General features: G+C 69.6%; 16 protein-coding genes. 6 read left to right on the plus strand and 10 right to left on the minus strand.

Annotation, left to right across the window (positions count from 1 at the left end):
- Positions 1–144 precede the first annotated feature (144 nt).
- Positions 145–1248 carry a citrate synthase 2 gene (locus DNK54_RS09510; RefSeq protein WP_110206724.1) on the plus strand — a complete coding sequence of 368 codons (1104 nt, stop codon included), beginning with the start codon at positions 145–147 and terminating at the stop codon, positions 1246–1248.
- Between the two features lie 103 nt (positions 1249–1351).
- Here DNK54_RS09510 and DNK54_RS09515 read toward each other — a convergent pair whose 3' ends face one another.
- Complete coding sequence (locus DNK54_RS09515) at positions 1352–2020, minus strand: response regulator (RefSeq protein WP_110206725.1); 669 nt, start codon at positions 2018–2020, stop codon at positions 1352–1354.
- The gene (locus tag DNK54_RS09520) at positions 2017–3120 is read right to left on the minus strand and encodes a sensor histidine kinase (protein WP_110206726.1); all 1104 of its coding nucleotides are present in this window, start codon (positions 3118–3120) and stop codon (positions 2017–2019) included. The genes DNK54_RS09515 and DNK54_RS09520 overlap by 4 nt, the downstream gene beginning before the upstream one ends.
- 132 nt (positions 3121–3252) lie before the next feature.
- On the opposite strand from DNK54_RS09520, the gene DNK54_RS09525 reads away from it, so the two are divergent.
- Together DNK54_RS09525 and DNK54_RS09530 are read left to right on the plus strand one after the other, a co-directional pair.
- Positions 3253–4179, plus strand: coding sequence for an ABC transporter ATP-binding protein (locus DNK54_RS09525; RefSeq protein WP_110207040.1), 927 nt, complete (start codon positions 3253–3255; stop codon positions 4177–4179).
- Positions 4176–5030, plus strand: a complete 855-nt coding sequence (locus tag DNK54_RS09530; protein ID WP_110206727.1) for an ABC transporter permease — start codon at positions 4176–4178, stop codon at positions 5028–5030. Before DNK54_RS09525 ends, DNK54_RS09530 begins: the two co-directional genes overlap by 4 nt.
- Before the next feature lie 9 nt (positions 5031–5039).
- Here the strand turns inward: DNK54_RS09530 and DNK54_RS09535 are convergent, their stop codons facing one another.
- The 3 genes from DNK54_RS09535 to DNK54_RS09545 all read right to left on the minus strand — a co-directional run bounded on the left by DNK54_RS09535 (position 5040) and on the right by DNK54_RS09545 (position 6402).
- A complete protein-coding gene (locus DNK54_RS09535) occupies positions 5040–5564 on the minus strand; it encodes a GNAT family N-acetyltransferase (RefSeq protein ID WP_110206728.1) in 525 nt (174 codons plus the stop codon).
- Entirely contained in the window at positions 5564–5851 is a 288-nt protein-coding gene (locus DNK54_RS09540; RefSeq protein ID WP_110206729.1) for a ribosomal protein L7/L12, read from the minus strand. Before DNK54_RS09540 ends, DNK54_RS09535 begins: the two co-directional genes overlap by 1 nt.
- A gap of 113 nt (positions 5852–5964) precedes the next feature.
- Positions 5965–6402, minus strand: a complete 438-nt coding sequence (locus DNK54_RS09545) for a zinc ribbon domain-containing protein (protein ID WP_110206730.1) — start codon at positions 6400–6402, stop codon at positions 5965–5967.
- A gap of 96 nt (positions 6403–6498) precedes the next feature.
- On the opposite strand from DNK54_RS09545, the gene serC reads away from it, so the two are divergent.
- Entirely contained in the window at positions 6499–7620 is a 1122-nt protein-coding gene (gene serC, locus DNK54_RS09550) for a phosphoserine transaminase (protein ID WP_110206731.1), read from the plus strand.
- 284 nt (positions 7621–7904) lie between these two features.
- Here serC and DNK54_RS09555 read toward each other — a convergent pair whose 3' ends face one another.
- From DNK54_RS09555 to DNK54_RS09570, 4 genes are all read right to left on the minus strand, one after another.
- Positions 7905–8210, minus strand: coding sequence for a DUF1905 domain-containing protein (locus tag DNK54_RS09555; RefSeq protein WP_110206732.1), 306 nt, complete (start codon positions 8208–8210; stop codon positions 7905–7907).
- Positions 8207–9178 carry a hypothetical protein gene (locus DNK54_RS09560; protein WP_110206733.1) on the minus strand — a complete coding sequence of 324 codons (972 nt, stop codon included), beginning with the start codon at positions 9176–9178 and terminating at the stop codon, positions 8207–8209. Before DNK54_RS09560 ends, DNK54_RS09555 begins: the two co-directional genes overlap by 4 nt.
- Position 9179: 1 nt before the next feature.
- Positions 9180–10397: a class I SAM-dependent methyltransferase gene (locus tag DNK54_RS09565; protein WP_110206734.1), complete on the minus strand. Its 1218-nt coding sequence runs from the start codon at positions 10395–10397 to the stop codon at positions 9180–9182.
- A gap of 88 nt (positions 10398–10485) precedes the next feature.
- Positions 10486–11379: an NUDIX hydrolase gene (locus DNK54_RS09570; protein ID WP_110206735.1), complete on the minus strand. Its 894-nt coding sequence runs from the start codon at positions 11377–11379 to the stop codon at positions 10486–10488.
- Positions 11380–11522: 143 nt separating this feature from the next.
- On the opposite strand from DNK54_RS09570, the gene DNK54_RS09575 reads away from it, so the two are divergent.
- Positions 11523–12593, plus strand: a complete 1071-nt coding sequence (locus tag DNK54_RS09575) for an acyltransferase family protein (RefSeq protein WP_110206736.1) — start codon at positions 11523–11525, stop codon at positions 12591–12593.
- 9 nt (positions 12594–12602) lie between these two features.
- Positions 12603–13625 (plus strand): acyltransferase family protein, encoded by a 1023-nt coding sequence (locus DNK54_RS09580; RefSeq protein ID WP_110206737.1) that lies wholly within the window; start codon positions 12603–12605, stop codon positions 13623–13625.
- A gap of 165 nt (positions 13626–13790) precedes the next feature.
- Here the strand turns inward: DNK54_RS09580 and DNK54_RS09585 are convergent, their stop codons facing one another.
- Complete coding sequence (locus tag DNK54_RS09585; RefSeq protein ID WP_110206738.1) at positions 13791–17615, minus strand: DNA-directed RNA polymerase subunit beta'; 3825 nt, start codon at positions 17613–17615, stop codon at positions 13791–13793.
- Between the last annotated feature and the right edge of the window lies 1 nt (position 17616).

The following is a 17616-nucleotide window of genomic DNA, read 5'->3' on the forward strand; positions in this document are numbered from 1 at the left end:
ACTCTAGGCAACCTCCGATCGTCCCCGTTCGGCGCTCCCCAGAGCCCGCTGCTGGTCCGCTCCGGGGGGACGGGGCAGAATGCGTGAGGGCTCGGCCGTCTGGCCGGGACGCGAGGCAGAGTGGCAGCAGAGGAGTCGCCCGGAATGACTGAGGTGCACGAGGGCCTGGAAGGCGTAGTCGCGTTCAAGACCGAGATCGCCGAACCGGACAAGGAGGGGTCGGCACTGCGCTATCGCGGAGTCGACATCGAGGACATCGTCGGCCGGGTGCCGTTCGAGAACGTCTGGGGGCTGCTGATCGACGGCAGCTATACGCCGGGCCTGCCTCCCGCCGAGCCCTACAACCTTCCCGTGCACACCGGTGACGTGCGTGTCGACGTGCAGGCCGCGGTCGCGATGCTCGCGCCTGCCTTCGGCTTCGGGCAGACCTACGACATCAGCGACGAGCAGGCCCGCGACGACCTCGCCCGGGTCGCGGTCATGGTGCTCTCGTACGCCGCCCAGTCGGCACGCGGTCTGCACAAGCCGGTCGTCTCCCAGCGCACCGTCGACGAAGGCAAGACCCTCGCCGAGAAGTTCCTGATCCGCTGGAAGGGCGAGGCCGACCCGGCGCACGTCAAGGCGATCGACGCCTACTGGAGCTCCGCCGCCGAGCACGGCATGAACGCCTCCACCTTCACCGCACGCGTCATCACCTCCACCGGCGCCGACGTGGCAGCCGCCTTCTCCGGAGCGATCGGTGCCATGTCGGGCCCGCTGCACGGCGGCGCGCCCTCCCGGGTGCTCGGCATGATCCGCGACGTCGAGGAGCGCGGGGACGCCGCGGCGTACGTGAAGGAGCTGCTGGACGCCGGCGAGCGCCTGATGGGCTTCGGCCACCGTGTCTACCGCGCCGAGGACCCTCGCGCCCGTGTGCTGCGTCGTACGGCCAAGGAGCTCGACGCGCCCCGCTACGAGGTCGCCGAGGCCCTGGAGAAGGCGGCCCTCGCCGAGCTGCGTGAGCGTCGTCCCGACCGCGTCCTGGAGACCAACGTGGAGTTCTGGGCGGCGATCGTCCTCGACTTCGCCGAGGTGCCGGCCAACATGTTCACCTCGATGTTCACCTGCGCCCGCACCGGCGGCTGGTCGGCGCACATCCTGGAGCAGAAGAAGACCGGTCGCCTGATCCGGCCGTCCGCCCTCTACGCCGGCCCGAGCAGCCGCCCCGCCGACGCCGTCGACGGCTGGAACCCCGACTGGGCCAACTGACGCCCGCCTCCGGAGGTCGAGCCTGCCGAGACCGGCAGCCAACCCCGGAGGTCGAGCCTGCCGAGACCGGATCTCGACAAGCTCGATCACCGGGTCGGCTCGATCACCGCGCGGGCGGCTCGAGTCCGGACTCGATCGCGAAGACCACCAACTGCGCACGGTCCCGCGCGCCGAGCTTCACCATCGCGCGGGACACGTGGGTGCGGACCGTGTCGGGGCTGACCACCAGCTGGTCGGCGATCTCCTGGTTCGACCACCCGGTCGCCACCCAGGCGACCATCTCGCGCTCCCGCTCGGTGAGCCGCGCCAGCTCGGGGTGCGGCGACCGACGTGGCGCCGCGGCTCCGAAGTGCTCGATCACCCGGCGCGTCACCGACGGCGCGAGCAGTGAGCCTCCGGCGGCGACGACCCGGACCGCGTCGAGCAACGCGGTCGGCTCGGCGTCCTTCAGCAGGAAGCCGCTGGCGCCCAGGCGCAGCGCTTCGAAGACGTACTCGTCGAGCTCGAACGTGGTCAGCATGACCACCCGCACCTGCTCCAGGTCCGCGTCCTCGCCGACCGCGCGCAACAGCTCGAGACCGTCGCCTCCGGGCATGCGAATGTCGCACAGCACCACGTCGGGCCGCTCCCGACGGATCGTCATCATGCCGCTACGACCGTCTTGCGCCTCGCCCACCACCTCGAGGTCGGGCTCGCTGCCGAGGAGCGTGCGCAACCCCATCCGGACCAGCGCCTGATCGTCGACGAGGACCACCCGGACCGGAGCGCTCATGGGGTGAGCGGGAGTACCGCCCGCACGCAGAAGCCGCCGCCCGTGGCCGGTCCGGCCGTGAACGCACCGCCCACCGCCGTGACCCGCGACCGCATGCCCGACAGACCCATGCCCTCATCGTGCCCCATCGCACCGACCCCGTCATCGGTGATGGTGATGCTCATCCGGCCGTCCTGCTGACCGATCTCCACGGTCGCGGTGCGAGCGGCTGCATGCCGTAGCACGTTGGTCAGCGACTCCTGGACCACCGCATAGGCGACCGCGCCGACCTCCTCGCCGGCCACCGGAGGCTCGCCGACCACCCGCACCTCGACGCCCGCCGAGCGCATCCGAGCGACCAGCGCACCGAGGTCGGAGAGTCCACGACGCGGCGCGCGGGGAGCCGCCTCACCGGTGAGCTGGGAGAGCTCGCTGCGCAAGGCGGTCAGTGCCTCTCTGCTTGTCTCGCGGATGGCCGTCAGGGCGTCACGAACCGCCTCGGTGTCGCGATCCAGCACATGCAGCCCGACGCCCGCCTGCATGGCGATCACTGCGAGCCCGTGTCCGACGCCGTCGTGCAGGTCCTGTGCCATCCGCAGCCGCTCCTCAGCGGCGACCCGGGAGACCCGGTCGCGCCCGGCGGCGCGTCCGTGACGCACCGACGTCCCGATGGCGGTGGCCGCGGCCACCAGGGCACCCACGCCGATCGACTGCCAGGTGCCGATCACCAGCTCGTCCCAGCGCAGGCCACGGACCAGCAGGCCCAGCCACAGCAGTACGGCAGCGGCCAACAGCGCCGGGAGCCAGACCCGGACAGGACGGCGCAACGCCAGCAGGAAGGCGGCGACGATCAACACGAAGAAGATCGGCCCGTTCTCTCCGCCGAGGGCGAAGTAGCCGCCGCACAGCGCACCGGTCACCACCAGGACCGCGGGCTGCCTGTCGATCGCCACGAGCGTGGCGGCGGCAAGCAGCGCGCACGCCACCGCAGCGACCCGGGCGCCGTAGCCGGCGTCGTACTGCCCCTCGCCTGCGAGGTTGGTGCCGACGGAGCCGGCCCCGATGATGACCATGACGGGGAGCAGCCACCAGCGCTTCGCGATCCATACGTTCTTCTGCATGCCCTCGACGCTAGGCCGTCGGGCGCTCACAGGAGTACGGCGACGAGCGACTTCCTCCTACGCGATCCTGCGTAGGAGGACGCCTCTCACCGACGGATGCACGGGCGCGCGGTCGGCGGCAGTCTCGGCGACATGAACGAGAACGTGGTGCAGACCCACGCACTGACCAAGAGGTACGGCGCCCGGCTGGCCGTCGACCGTGTCGACCTCACGGTCCGACGCGGGGAGGTCTACGGGTTCCTGGGTCCCAACGGCGCCGGCAAGACGACGACCCTGCGCATGCTGCTCGGCCTGGTCCGAGCAACCTCGGGCACCGCCCACGTGCTGGGTCGGACGGCAGGGAGTCCCGGGGTCACCGCGAAGGTCGGCGCGCTGATCGAGGGCCCGGGCTTCTATCCGTATCTCTCCGGGCGCGACAACCTGCGGGTGATGGCGCGCTACCGACAGCTTCCGGAGACCGAGGTGGACGCGGCACTCGAACGGGTCGACCTCAGCGACCGCGGTGACGACCGGTTCCGGTCCTACTCGCTCGGCATGAAGCAGCGACTCGGTGTCGCCTCGGCGCTCCTGGGAGCGCCGGAGCTGGTCGTGCTCGACGAGCCCACGAACGGGCTCGACCCTGCCGGGATGGCCGACATGCGATCCCTGATCGTCGCGTTGGCCCGTGGTGGCCAGACGGTGCTGCTCTCCAGCCACCTCCTCGACGAGGTCGAGGAGATCTGCGACCGGGTCGGCGTGATCAGTCGGGGCCGGCTGCTGCGTGAGGCCCCGGTGCAGGAGCTGCGTGGCGACTCGCGGCTCAGCGTGCTCGGTTCCCCGCTCGACATCACGCTGGCGGTGGCGATGCGGCTCGGCGGGGAGGACGGCGTCCGGCTGGACGGAGACCGCGTCGAGCTCGACCTCCCGAACGCTGCAACACCTGCCCTGGTCCGTGCCCTGGTCTCCGCAGGAGTCGACGTCCAGGAGGTACGCCGCACCGAACGCAGCCTCGAGGACGTGTTCTTCGAGATGACAGAGCCACGCTCCGGAGCACACCGACAGTTGGAGGAGACGTCATGAGCACCCTGATCGCCTGCACCCGGGCCGAGCTCCTGCGGTTGCGTCGCTGGCCTGCGGTCTGGGTGACCGTCGGCGCATGGCTGGCGCTGAGCCTGATGTTCGGCTACCTGTTCAACCTGCTCGCCTACACGAGCGGCGACACCAGCTTCGCCAACGAGGGCAGCACGCGTACGGCGCTCCTGGCCGAGATGATGCCGGCCAACGTGCCACACGTCTTCGTGCAGGGCATGCCGATGTTCGGTGGCGCCCTGCTCATGGTGCTGGGCGCGATCGTGGCCGGCAACGGCTACGGCTGGGGCACCTGGAAGACCATCTACACCCAGGGGCCCTCCCGCACGGCCGTCACGGGTGGCTCGATCACCGCCCTCACCATGTTCGTGGTCGGGATCCTGGTGGTCTCCTTCGCCTTCGACCTGGCCTGTGCCCTGGCGATCGCGGCGGCCGAGTCCCAGCCGCTCGTCTGGCCGTCCCTGAGCGCGGTCCTGGAGGCGTTCGGCGCCGGGTTCCTGGTGCTGGAGATGTGGACGCTCGCCGGCTACCTGCTCGGCACCCTTGCCCGTGGGCCCGCGCTCTCCGTCGGTCTCGGACTGGTCTGGGCACTGGTGGTGGAGAACCTGCTGCGTGGTGTGGGCACCCTGCTGGGCCCGGTCGAGGCAGCGACCGCCGTGCTGCCCGGTACCGCTGCGGGCTCCTTGATCGGCGCGCTGGTCGGCGTCGATCAAGGCGGCGACAGCACGCCCGGGGTCCTGGACGCGATCTCCGGCACCCAAGCCGGCTGGACCGTGCTCGCCTACGTCGTGGTCCTGCCGGCCCTCGCGCTGTGGCTGGTACGCCGGCGCGACGTCGCCTGAACCGGATCCCTACGAGCTCGACGCAGACGCGCCGGCGTCCGGTCGCAGCGCCTTGGCGAAGCACCTCGACAAGGGCGAGTCGCGGTAGTGACCGAAGCCGGGCACCGGTCGGTAGCCGGAGGACTCGTAGAGTGCGATCGCCTCCGGCTGCCGGGTGCCGGTCTCCAGGACGAGCACCGCCGCGCCGGCCTCGGCGGCCGTGCGCTCCAGGTGGGCGAGCATCCGGCGTGAGAGCCCTCGGCGCCGCGCAGCTGGGACGACGTACATCCGCTTGACCTCCGCAGTCGCGGTCGAGCCCAGAGCGCTCACCCCACTGCGACGCCACGCCCCCGTGGCCACCGGCACGCCCTCCAGGCTGCCGACGAAGAAGGCGCCCTGCGGCACCTCGAACTCCGCCACGTCGACGGGCGAGTCGTCCGGGCCACCGTAACGCTCGACGTACTCCGCCTGGACCGCAGCTACCAGCGTCACCGCATCAGGATGGTCGATCGCGACGCGCTCGATGGTCCAGCGCTGCTCCTCGGCGCGCGACATCAGAGCCGTTCGACAGCTTCCTTGGCCTCCTTGAGGCCGAGCCCCGTCAACTCGCGGTAGAGCTTGATCGCATGGATCAGCTTCCCCTGCTGCTTCAACGCCATCACCTCGGTGAGGTCCGGGCCGCCCGGTGCGGAGGAGCTCCCCGCCGCGGCGGTCGAGCCACCTGCGTAGCCGCCGCCCTGCTGCAGGCTCAGGGCCGCCACCGTGCGCTCCAACTGCTCCACCCTGCGCGCCAGCCGCTCGAACTCGTCGCGCGAGACTTCGCCTCCACTGAAGATCCCCATCCACCCAACCTACCCAGTCTCCCGGTACGCCGCCTCCGATCGGGTGGCTGCCTGCGGCCCTGCGGTGGTCTGCGGCGGCCTGTCCTTCACCTGGACGTACGGCGCGGGTGCCGTCAGGCCAACGGCTGGCCACAGGCGTCGCAGAAGCGTGCCTCCGCGTCGTTGCGCACCCCGCACGCCCGGCAGAAGGGTCCGGTCTTCTCCGCTCCGGATGCGTCACCCTGGAGGTAGGCGAGCGACTCCTTCAGGACCGGCATCGCCTCACCGGCGCCGTACCGGAGCACCGTACCGCCGAAGCCCGCAGCCAGCAGGGGCCGGCCGATCGCCAGGCAGATGATCCCGGCGAAGACACCCAGGAACCAGTAGACGGGCGTGGGGAGGCCCTCCTGCTCGAACGGGTCGGCGTCACCGGAGACCTCCAGGAAGCCGGTCACGACGAACCCGATGAATCCACCGACGAAGAGGACCGCGCCGAGCGTGGTGAGGATCAGGCCCGCGACCCGCGAGCCGGAGCGGATCTGGGCCTGACGGGGCAGCCCGGGCTGCGTCATGCGGACTCCTTGGGGTGGGGTGGGAGGTGGATGCCAGAATAGGCGTGCCGGGGCGACGCGCCTCGGCCCCGCGTCCACACCGAAAGGAAGCCGGTCGTGACCGACGTCCAGATCCCTGCCAGCATCAAGCCCGCCGACGGTCGGTTCGGCGCTGGTCCCTCCAAGATCCAGACCTCCCACCTCGACGCGCTGGCCGCCACCGGTGACAAGCTGCTCGGCACCTCCCACCGGCAGGCGCCCGTCAAGGACACGGTGGGTCGGGTTCGCGAGGGCCTCGCTGCACTCTTCAACCTGCCCGAGGGCTACGAGATCGTGCTGGGCAACGGTGGCGCGACGGCGTTCTGGGACATCGCCGCCTTCGGCCTGATCCGCAACAAGAGCCAGCACCTGACCTTCGGTGAGTTCTCCTCGAAGTTCGCCACCTCGACCAAGAAGGCTCCTTGGCTGGCCGAGCCGTCGGTCATCTCCTCCGACCCGGGCTCGCGCCCCGACGCGGTCGCCGAGGACGGTGTCGACGCCTACGCGTGGGCGCACAACGAGACCTCGACCGCCGTGATGGCACCGGTGCTGCGCCCTGCGGGTGTCGCCGACGACGCCCTCGTGCTGGTCGACGCCACCTCCGGCGCCGGTGGACTGCCGGTCGACCTCAACCAGGTCGACGCCTACTACTTCGCACCGCAGAAGTGCTTCGCCTCCGACGGCGGCCTCTGGATCGCTGCCATGTCTCCGCGCGCCCTCGCTCGCGCCGAGGAGATCGCGGCGACCGACCGCTACATCCCGCCGTTCTTCAGCCTGCCTACGGCGATCGACAACTCGAAGAAGAACCAGACCTACAACACGCCCTCGGTCGCCACGCTCTTCCTGATGGCCGAGCAGTTGGACTGGATGAACGCCAACGGCGGGCTGACCGGGATGGTGGAGCGCACCACCGCCTCCTCCGACGCCCTCTACGGCTGGGCGGAGAAGACCAGCTACACCACGCCGTACGTCGCCAACCCCGACCACCGCTCCCTGGTGATCGGCACCGTCGACTTCGACGACAGCATCGACGCCGCCCAGGTGGCCAAGGTGCTGCGCGCCAACGGCATCGTCGACACCGAGCCCTACCGCAAGCTCGGACGCAACCAGCTGCGGATCGCGATGTATCCGGCGATCGACCCGGCCGACATCGAGGCCCTGACCGCCTGCATCGACCACGTCGTCGAGGCGCTGAGCTGACCTACTGGCCCGTCTTCAGCGCGTAGCAGCACTGTGCCGCGCTGCACTGTCACCTGATGACAGTGCAGCGCGGCACAGCGCTTTTCGCGATCGCTTACTGCTCGGCTGATGCTCGGAACTCGGCGACTGTCTCAATGCCTGCGACGACTGCCCCCGGCTCTACAGCCAGCCTCCACGCCCACCTTTCGCTCAGTGCGACGCCCAGACTCACGGCGAGGTTCCCGCCACGCGAGCGTCTTCGGGCACCAGAAGAGCGCAGGCACGTCCGGCCGCGCGCGATCTGCTCAGAGCAGGGTGATCCCCACGGTGCAGGGGCTCCCCTCGTCGAGTCCCTGCGCGGTGCGCACCTGCTTCTTGACCGGCAGCACGTAGGTCTTCTGCTCGGCGCTGGGAAAGAGGGAGGTCTGCCAGCGGCTACTGCCGATCACGACCTCGACGCGCACGCTGCCGAACCCCGGTCCAGGGACGCGGCTCGCCTCGATCTCATCTGCCAGGTCGAAGGGCAGGCTGATGAAGTACCAGGCGCCCGGCCGTCCCTCCTTGTCCAGCCATCGCCACAGCGTGGCCGTGAACTCGTGACCGGCGCTCATCGAGGACGCAGCGATCGCACCAGTGCCACCAACGCGATCACGCCCAGGCCAGTGCCCAGGAGCCACGGCCACCGGTCGGGCTCCGAGTCACTGGAGCTGGAATCCGCGTCCCGACTCTCGGCAGGATCGCCCGGAGCAGCGTCCTCGTCGGTCTCCTCAGGATTCGACGAGGCGCCACCGAGCAGCTCGGCCGGCAGTGTCACCCGGAGCACGTCGGAGCGCACCCCCTCCGAGCTCAGGAAGACCCCGCCCTCGGGATCCACGGCGATCCCCTCGCCCTGCCGTTGAGGTGGCAAGCGGACGTCGCCCAGCTCCTGGTAGTCGTCCGCCGCCAGCACGACGGCGCGTCCGTAGTTGCGCACGACGATCCGGGAGCCGTCCGGCCAGAACGCGGCGTCGGTGATCAGTCCCGGGGCGTCGGCGACCGCCTCGAGCCGGTTCGGCTGTGTCGGGTCGAGGCGTTTGGGCGCCAGGTAGACGGTGCCGCCCAGCACTGCCTTGCTGAACACGACGAGACGCCCGGTGCGCGGGTCGGCGGCCAACGCCTCGGCGTCCCGCGGGCCGTCCGGATAGACCAGCTCGTAGGAGTCGCCCGGCACTGTCCGGTCGCCCTCGCCGAACGGCACCCGGGTGACCGTCACCGTTTCGCGACGACCGAGGTTGTCGCCGATGTCGCCGACCCACACCTCGTCGGCGCCGGCCGGGGCCAGAGCCTCGATGTCGACAGGCTCGGCGTCCCAGGTAGTGGTGCCGACGGTGCGCCCGGTGCGGCGGTCCACCGTGAAGATGCGCGCGCGGTCACCCGAGTCGTTGACCGTCACGGCGAACCGCTCGGTCATCACCAGGCCACTGGACTCGATGATGTCGGGGTCGGTGAAGGTGAGCTCAACCTCTCCGGGCGCCGCGGCAGGCGCCACCAGCAGGGCGATCGTCAGGGGCGCGACCAGGGCGGCAGCTCCGAGGGCCACGTCACGCCTCATCGAGCAGCACGGCCAACCGCGGCCGGATCGCCCAGCTCTCCACGAGGTCGGTGTACTCCTTGCGGGCACTGCCGCCACTGACCCGCTTGCCCGCGCGCACCGCACGGACCAGGGTGTTGCGCGGCGTGTGCTGGCTCTCGACGAACTCCACCACGTCGACCTTGTAGCCCTGCAAGCGCAGCAGGGCCGCGCGGATCGCGTCGGTCATCGTGTCGGCGAACCGTTCCCTGAGGATGCCGTGCCGCGTCACCATCGCGTACGGCGCCGGGGTCGGCGTACGCCGCATCTGGGCCGCGAGGTCGTGGTGGCAGCACGGGGCCGCGAGCACGAGCGGTGCTTCCCACCCCACAGCGCGGGCCAACGCGTCGTCGGTCGCGGTGTCGCAGGCATGGAGGGCCAGCACCACTTCGGGCGCCGGATCAAGCACGACGTCCCCGATCCCACCCACCACGAAGCTGGTCTCGCCGGCAAGGCCGAGCGATGCCGCCACCTCGCCGTTGTGCCGGGCGGACTGCTCCTTCACGTCGACCCCGGTGAGATGCACCGGCAGTCCGCGGACATGGGAGAGATAGCGCTGGGCAGCGAAGGTCAGGTAGGCGTTGCCGCAGCCCAGATCGACCAGGCGCAGGGGGTCGTCCGTCGTCGCCTTGCGCAGGTGCCCGCCCGCGATCGCCTCGCTGATCGCGGCGTCGAGCAACCGCAGGAACTCCTCGACCTGGCGATACTTCGCCTGCCGACTGGGCTTGATCCTGCCGTCGCGGTCGGAGATACCGAGCGCCACCAGCACCGGGTCGTCCTCGGGCAGTAGCCGGTTCTTGGGCAAGTCATGGGAGCGCTGCGGCTCCGCAGGCGCACTGCGCTCCGTGGTGTGCAGGAACGCCTCGTGCTTGCGGGTGACCTTCACCTGGTGCTGCTCGGTGGCCGTCTCGACGTGCCAGTTGGCGAACGGCTCGTCAAGCAGCGCGTCGACCGCGTCCCGGGCCGCGTCGCCCTGCGTGTGGTTGTGAGTGAAGGCCTGCGTCTCGTCGTACGCCGTCACCTGGAGATGGCGACCGCCCTTGAGGTCGACCCAGCGCAGTTCCACGCGCCGCCAGGTGGTCTGCTGCCCCCGGATCCGGCCGGAGCCCACCGCACGTACCAAGGTGGCGTCGTCGAGGATCATCTGGCGGATCCGAGAGAGCACCCGCAGGACCGGCTCCGCGCCCATCAGATCACCGCGGCCACGACGACGATCACGAGCAGGGCGATCAGCGCCAGCGGGATGATCAGGCGGCGGTGGCGGGGATTCATGCAGCTCAGACTACCGGCGCCGCGAGCGCGTGCCGGACCACGTCGAGCACCGGGATCCGGCCCGTCTCGATGTCGGCGACCGGCACCCAGGCGACCTCGTCGGTCGTACCCTCCTGCTCCACCACCCGCGGCTCGGCGGTGGCCGGAAGGTCGACCGCATAGACGAGATGGATGCCGTGGAAGTCCTCGAGACGTCCGCTGGGGGCGGTGCCCTCGAAGTGGACGTCGTGCACCGTGAGCAACTGCCCCACGACACCGCGCACCCCGCACTCCTCCTGCAGCTCCCGCTCCAGCGCGCCGGCCGGCGACTCCCCGTGCTCGACGCCGCCGCCCGGCAGCGTCCAGCTCCCGCTGTGGTGGCCCAGAGCCGAGATCCGGGTGAGCAGGACACGATCGTCGCGGCGTACCAGTGCATAGGCGGCGACGCGCTGCAGTCGGTGCTTCACGTGGTCGGCGAGCGCCTCGGTGACCAGGCTGGTGACCGGGACCTTGCCGGCAAGGACCTCGGCAAGCGGGTGCCACGCGGCCTCGACCGTGGAACCGTCGACCTCGATCACGCGCGGCTCCGGCGCGTTGGGCGCCACCCAACCCTCGTACACGATGCGCAGCGCGTGGTAGTCCGAGCGGCCTCCGCGCCCCGGTTCGGCCGGGCCTGCCTTCGGGTTGTGCATCGAGTAGACGCGAGCGACGTCGCCGATGTGGGCGTCGAGCCCGGTCTCCTCCACGATCTCGCGCAGCACCGCGGCCCGCGGGTCCTCGCCGTGGTCGAGGCCGCCGCCCGGCAGGGTCCACAGCGGTGAGCGGGAGATCCGGGGCGCCAAGCGCGAGAGCAGGATCTCCGCATCCCGCAGGATCACGGCGTACGCCGCCACCCGCTGCCGCTTCGGTACCCGTGCCACGCACCGATCCTAGAGGTTGGGTAGGGGCGGGGTGGCCAGCCGGCTCCCGCGGAGCGGTGCTGCTGTCGAGAGACGGCCTCCCGACGCTTGTGAAGCGACAGCAACCCCGCGGGACAACCAGGCGGCGGCTACCGTGGAGCGACATGGCGAGGGATCCATGGTTGGACAACGCGAAGTTCGCGCTGATCGCGTTCGTCGTCTTCGGCCACACTCTGGGGCTGGCGCTGGTCGACGAGCGCAACATCCAGACCTACACCTTCGTCTACTTCTGGCACATGCCGGCGTTCGTCCTGATCTCGGGCTATCTCTCCAAGAGCTTCCGCTGGGATCGCACCCATCTCCTCGCCCTGGCGACGACCCTGCTGCTGCCCTATCTCATCTTCGACGCGGCGATGTACTACTGGCGCCAGCACCTGGACCAGCCACAGACCGGGGCGCTCTGGCTCGAGCCGCACTGGAGCATGTGGTACCTGGTCGTCCTCGCCATGTGGCGGCTGGCCACCCCGCTGCTGCGCAAGCACTGGCTGGTGATCCCGCTCTCCGTCCCGCTGAGTCTCTGGGCGGGAACCTGGGAGCGGACCCTCTTCGACATTCCCAAGGCCTTCGCGATGCTGCCGTTCTTCGTGATCGGCCTCCACGCCCGGAAGAGCTGGCTGACCTATCTGACCTCCTGGTGGGTGCGCATCCCCGCCGTCGGTGTGATGCTCTGGCTGTGGCACAGCGCCGCCGACATCGGCGATTGGGCCCGGATCGCCTTCCTGTGGTGGGACCGCAGCTACGACGTCCTCGGCTTCGACCGGGTGGAGTCGTACGAGATCCGACTCCGACTCCTGGGGATGAGCATCGCCGGCGCACTCGCCGCGCTCTCCCTCGTGCCGCGGCGCGCGACGTGGTTCACGAACCTGGGCGCGGCGTCGCTGGTCGGCTACCTCGGACACGGCTTCGTCGTGCGGTGGGCACAGACCGCGGAGATCTTCGACTGGGCTCCGGAGCACCCGACCGCCGCGCTCTGGACCGCCGCCGGCTCCGCTCTCGCGCTCACCGTGCTGCTGACCAACCCGTGGGTCTCCCGCTGGCTGATCTGGGCAGTGGATCCCGTCGGGTCGTGGCGACGCCGCCGGGCCACCGCACCCTCGGGAGACGGGGCGGGAAACGGGGCCGAAGACGCGCCCGCGGCGGAGACGGCTGCCGGGACGGACGACGCCATCCGTTAGCGTGCTCCGGTGCGGGATCCGTGGTTGGACAACGTCAAGTACGTGCTGGTGACCTTCGTCGTCATGGGGCACGCGCTGCCGCTGGCCCATCTCGACACGGCTCTCGACGCGCAGCTCTACGACTTCATCTACGCGTGGCACATTCCAGCGTTCGTGCTGGTCACGGGCTACTTCTCACGGAGCTTCACCTGGTCGCGGCGCCACCTCAGCGCACTGGCCACGGGCCTGCTGCTCCCCTACCTGGTCTTCGAGACCGTCATGCGCCAGGCCAACTACCACTGGAACGACGTCACCGTCGCTGGTCCCTACCTGATCAATCCGGGCTGGCCGATGTGGTACCTCGTCGCCACCATCCTGTGGCGCCTGGCGAGCCCGATCCTGGGTCGGCACTGGCTGATGTTCCCGGTGAGTGTCGCCGCAAGCCTCTGGTTCGGCACGATCACCGCGGACTGGACCGAGTGGTTCGACCTGTCCCGAGTCGTCGGGCTGCTCCCCTTCTTCACGTTCGGCCTCTTGGTCCGGCCGGAGCACCTCGCCATGCTCAAGTCGAGGTGGGCAGCTCTCGCGGGTGCCGTCGTACTGGTGGGGGCGTGGCAGCTGGCCGCGCGCACCGACGACTGGATCAGCACCCGCTGGCTCTGGTACTCCTTCCCCTATTCATCGCTCCGCGCTGACGGCGTCTACGTCGACGACACCACCGGCATGCTGCTCCGTCTGGGCGTGATGGCAGTGGGCTTCGCGGCTGCGCTCGCGGTCTTCAGCCTGGTGCCGCGTGGACGGCACTGGTTCACCGCCCTCGGATCGGCCACGCTCGTCGTCTACCTCTTCCACGGGTTCGTCATCCGTGCCGCCTGGCGACTCGGCTTCCCCGAATGGGCCCAGGCGCAGGGTGACTGGGTGCTCTGGCTGACCCTCGCCGGCGCCATCGCCGTCTCCACGGTCCTGGCCTCTCCCCCGGTCGCCTCACGCCTCGTCTGGCTCGTCGACCCCGTCGCTCAGCTCCGCAAGCGCCGCCGCACCGCCCGCCCCTAACAGAACCCGATCGTCCCTAACAGATTCGTGGTCAGATCGCGTTCTGACCACGAATCTGTTAGGGACGACCCAGGCGCCCCCGCCCGCACCGGGTCGCTCCTGGAGATGGGAGCGGCCCCGGCCTCCCCGTGGGGAGGTCGGGGCCGTGAGTCCGACCGGGCTACCTCAGTTCTGGTAGGTGCCGAAGTCGAAGTCGTCGAGGGCGACGGCCTGGCCGGTGCCTCCGAACCCGTAGTCGTAGGAGTCGTAGCCGGTGACCGAGTACGCCGCGGCACGGGCCTCCTCGGTCGGCTCCACCCGGATGTTGCGGTACCGCTCGAGGCCGGTACCCGCCGGGATCAGCTTTCCGATGATCACGTTCTCCTTCAGACCGAGCAGCGAGTCGCTGCGGCCGTTGATCGCGGCGTCCGTGAGCACCCGGGTGGTCTCCTGGAAGGAGGCCGCCGAGAGCCACGACTCGGTGGCCAGCGATGCCTTGGTGATACCCATGAGCTCCGGACGACCCGAGGCCGGCTTGCCGCCCTCGGCCAGCACCCGCTTGTTCTCCTGCTCGAAGCGGGTCCGGTCGACCAGGTCGGAGGGCAGCAGGTTGGTGTCGCCCGACTCGATCACCGTGATCCGGCGCAGCATCTGCCGCACGATGATCTCGATGTGCTTGTCGTGGATCGACACACCCTGGCTGCGGTACACCGCCTGGACCTCGTCCACCAGGTGCTGCTGGGCGCGACGCACACCGAGGATCCGCAGGACCTCCTTGGGGTCCTCCGTGCCCTGGGTGAACTTGTCACCGACCTCCACGTGGTCACCGTCCTGGACCAGCAGACGCGAACGCCGGCTGACCGGGTACTCCACGACCTCGGAGCCGTCGTCGGGGGTGACCAGGACCTTGCGGGCCTTGTCACCCTCCTCGATCTCCACACGACCGGCCGCCTCCGAGATCGGGGCCAGACCCTTGGGGGTCCGGGCCTCGAAGAGCTCCACCACGCGGGGCAGACCCTGCGTGATGTCGTCGGCGGAGGCCACGCCACCGGTGTGGAAGGTACGCATGGTCAGCTGCGTGCCGGGCTCACCGATCGACTGGGCGGCGATGATGCCGACGGCCTCACCGATGTCGACCAGCTTGCCGGTGGCCAGCGAGCGGCCGTAGCACTTGGCACAGGTCCCGGTGCTGGCCTCGCAGGTGAGCACGGAGCGCACCTTGACCTCGGTCACGCCGGCCTCGATGAGCTCGGCGATCTTGACGTCGCCGAGGTCCTCACCGGCGCCGACGAGGACCTCGCCGGACGTCGGGTGGGCCACGTCGACGGCCGAGGTGCGCGCGTAGGCGGCGGTCTCGGCGTTCTCGTCCTTGCGCACCACGCCGTCGGGACCGGCCACGCCGATCACCTTGGGCAGACCACGCTCGGTGCCACAGTCGTCCTCACGGATGATGACGTCCTGCGAGACGTCCACCAGACGACGGGTCAGGTAGCCCGAGTCGGCGGTACGCAGCGCGGTGTCGGCCAGACCCTTGCGGGCACCGTGCGTGGCGATGAAGTACTCCAGGACGGTCAGGCCCTCCCGGAAGTTCGACTTGATCGGCCGCGGGATGATCTCGCCCTTGGGGTTCGCCACCAGACCACGCATGGCCGCGACCTGACGGATCTGGTTCATGTTTCCGGACGCACCCGAGTCGACCATCATGTAGATCGGGTTGGCCTTGTCGAAGTTGGTCTCCATGGCCTTGCCGACCTCGGCAGCCGCCTGGGTCCAGATCTCGATGAGCTCCTGACGGCGCTCCTCGTCGGTGACCAGACCGCGCTCGAACTGCTTCTGGACCTTCGCCGCCTGCTCCTCGAAGCCCGACAGGATGTCGGCCTTCGACGCCGGGGTGGTCACATCGTCGATGGAGACGGTGACACCCGAGCGGGTGGCCCAGTGGAAGCCGGTGTCCTTCAACGCGTCCAGCGACGCCGCGACCTCGACCTTGGAGTAGCGCTCGGCCAGGTCGTTGACGATGGCACCCAGCTGCTTCTTGCCGACCTCGTAGTTCACGAAGCGGTAGTCGGCGGGAAGGGTGTCGTTGAAGTACGTGCGACCCAGCGTGGTCTCCACCGTCTCGCCGTCGATCCGCAGCTTGATCCGGCTCTGCAGCGAGATCTCGCCCCGGTCGAAGGCCATGATCGCCTCGGCCTGGGACGCGAAGGCACGGCCCTCGCCCGGCTCGCCCTCACGGTCGGTGGTGAGGAAGAACAGACCGATGATCATGTCCTGGCTCGGCATGGTGACCGGCCGGCCGTCGGACGGCTTCAAGATGTTGTTGGTCGACAGCATCAGGATCCGGGCCTCGGCCTGAGCCTCGGCCGACAGCGGCAGGTGGACGGCCATCTGGTCACCGTCGAAGTCGGCGTTGAACGCGCCACAGACGAGCGGGTGCAGCTGGATGGCCTTGCCCTCGATGAGCTGCGGCTCGAACGCCTGGATGCCGAGTCGGTGCAGCGTGGGTGCACGGTTGAGCAGCACCGGGTGCTCGGTGATGACCTCTTCGAGCACGTCCCAGACCTCGGCCCGGACGCCGCGCTCCACCATCCGCTTGGCGGACTTGATGTTCTGCGCGTGCGACAGGTCGACCAGGCGCTTCATCACGAACGGCTTGAAGAGCTCCAGGGCCATCTGCTTGGGCAGACCGCACTGGTGCAGCTTCAGCGTCGGGCCGGAGACGATCACCGAACGACCCGAGTAGTCCACGCGCTTGCCGAGCAGGTTCTGACGGAAGCGACCCTGCTTGCCCTTGAGCATGTCGGAGAGCGACTTCAGCGGCCGGTTGCCCGGGCCGGTGACGGGGCGACCACGACGGCCGTTGTCGAAGAGCGAGTCGACGGCCTCCTGGAGCATCCGCTTCTCGTTGTTGACGATGATCTCCGGCGCGCCGAGATCGAGCAGCCGCTTGAGGCGGTTGTTCCGGTTGATCACGCGACGGTAGAGGTCGTTCAGGTCGGAGGTGGCGAAGCGGCCACCGTCGAGCTGGACCATCGGCCGCAGGTCCGGCGGGATCACCGGGACGGCGTCCAACACCATGCCCAGCGGGCTGTTGCCGGTCTTGCGGAAGGCGTCGACCACCTTGAGACGCTTGAGGGCACGGACCTTGCGCTGGCCCTTGCCGGTGGCGATGGTCTCGCGCAGCGACTCCACCTCGGCCTCGATGTCGAACGTCTGCAGGCGCTTCTGGATCGCCGTGGCGCCCATGTGGCCCTCGAAGTACTTGCCGAACCAGGCCTGCATCTCGCGGTAGAGCATCTCGTCGCCCATGAGGTCCTGGACCTTCAGGCTCTTGAAGGTGTCCCAGACCTCCTCGAGGCGGGCGAGCTCGGCGTCGGAGCGCTTACGCAGCTGCGCCATCTCGCGCTCGGCGCCGTCCTTGACCTTGCGCCGGGCGTCCGCCTTGGCACCCTCGGCCTCGAGAGTGGCAAGGTCCTCCTCCAGCTTGCGGGCGCGGTCCTCGATCGCGGAGTCGCGACGGCCCTCGAGCCGCTTGCGCTCCAGGTCGATCTTGCCCTCGAGCTGGGTCAGGTCGCGGTGCCGGGCGTCCTCATCGACCGAGGTGATCATGTAGGCCGCGAAGTAGATGACCTTCTCAAGGTCCTTCGGCGCCAGGTCGAGCAGGTAGCCGAGCCGGCTCGGGACACCCTTGAAGTACCAGATGTGGGTGACCGGGGCGGCCAGCTCGATGTGGCCCATCCGCTCACGGCGGACCTTGGAGCGGGTCACCTCGACGCCGCAACGCTCACAGATGATGCCCTTGAAGCGCACGCGCTTGTACTTGCCGCAGTAGCACTCCCAGTCCCGGGTGGGACCGAAGATCTTCTCGCAGAAGAGGCCGTCACGCTCGGGCTTGAGCGTGCGGTAGTTGATGGTTTCCGGCTTCTTGACCTCGCCGTGGCTCCACGTGCGGATGTCGTCCGCAGTGGCCAGGCCGATCCGAAGCTGGTCGAAGAAGTTCACGTCGAGCACG

It is taken from the genome of Nocardioides daejeonensis, assembly GCF_003194585.1.
Lineage (GTDB): Bacteria > Actinomycetota > Actinomycetes > Propionibacteriales > Nocardioidaceae > Nocardioides > Nocardioides daejeonensis.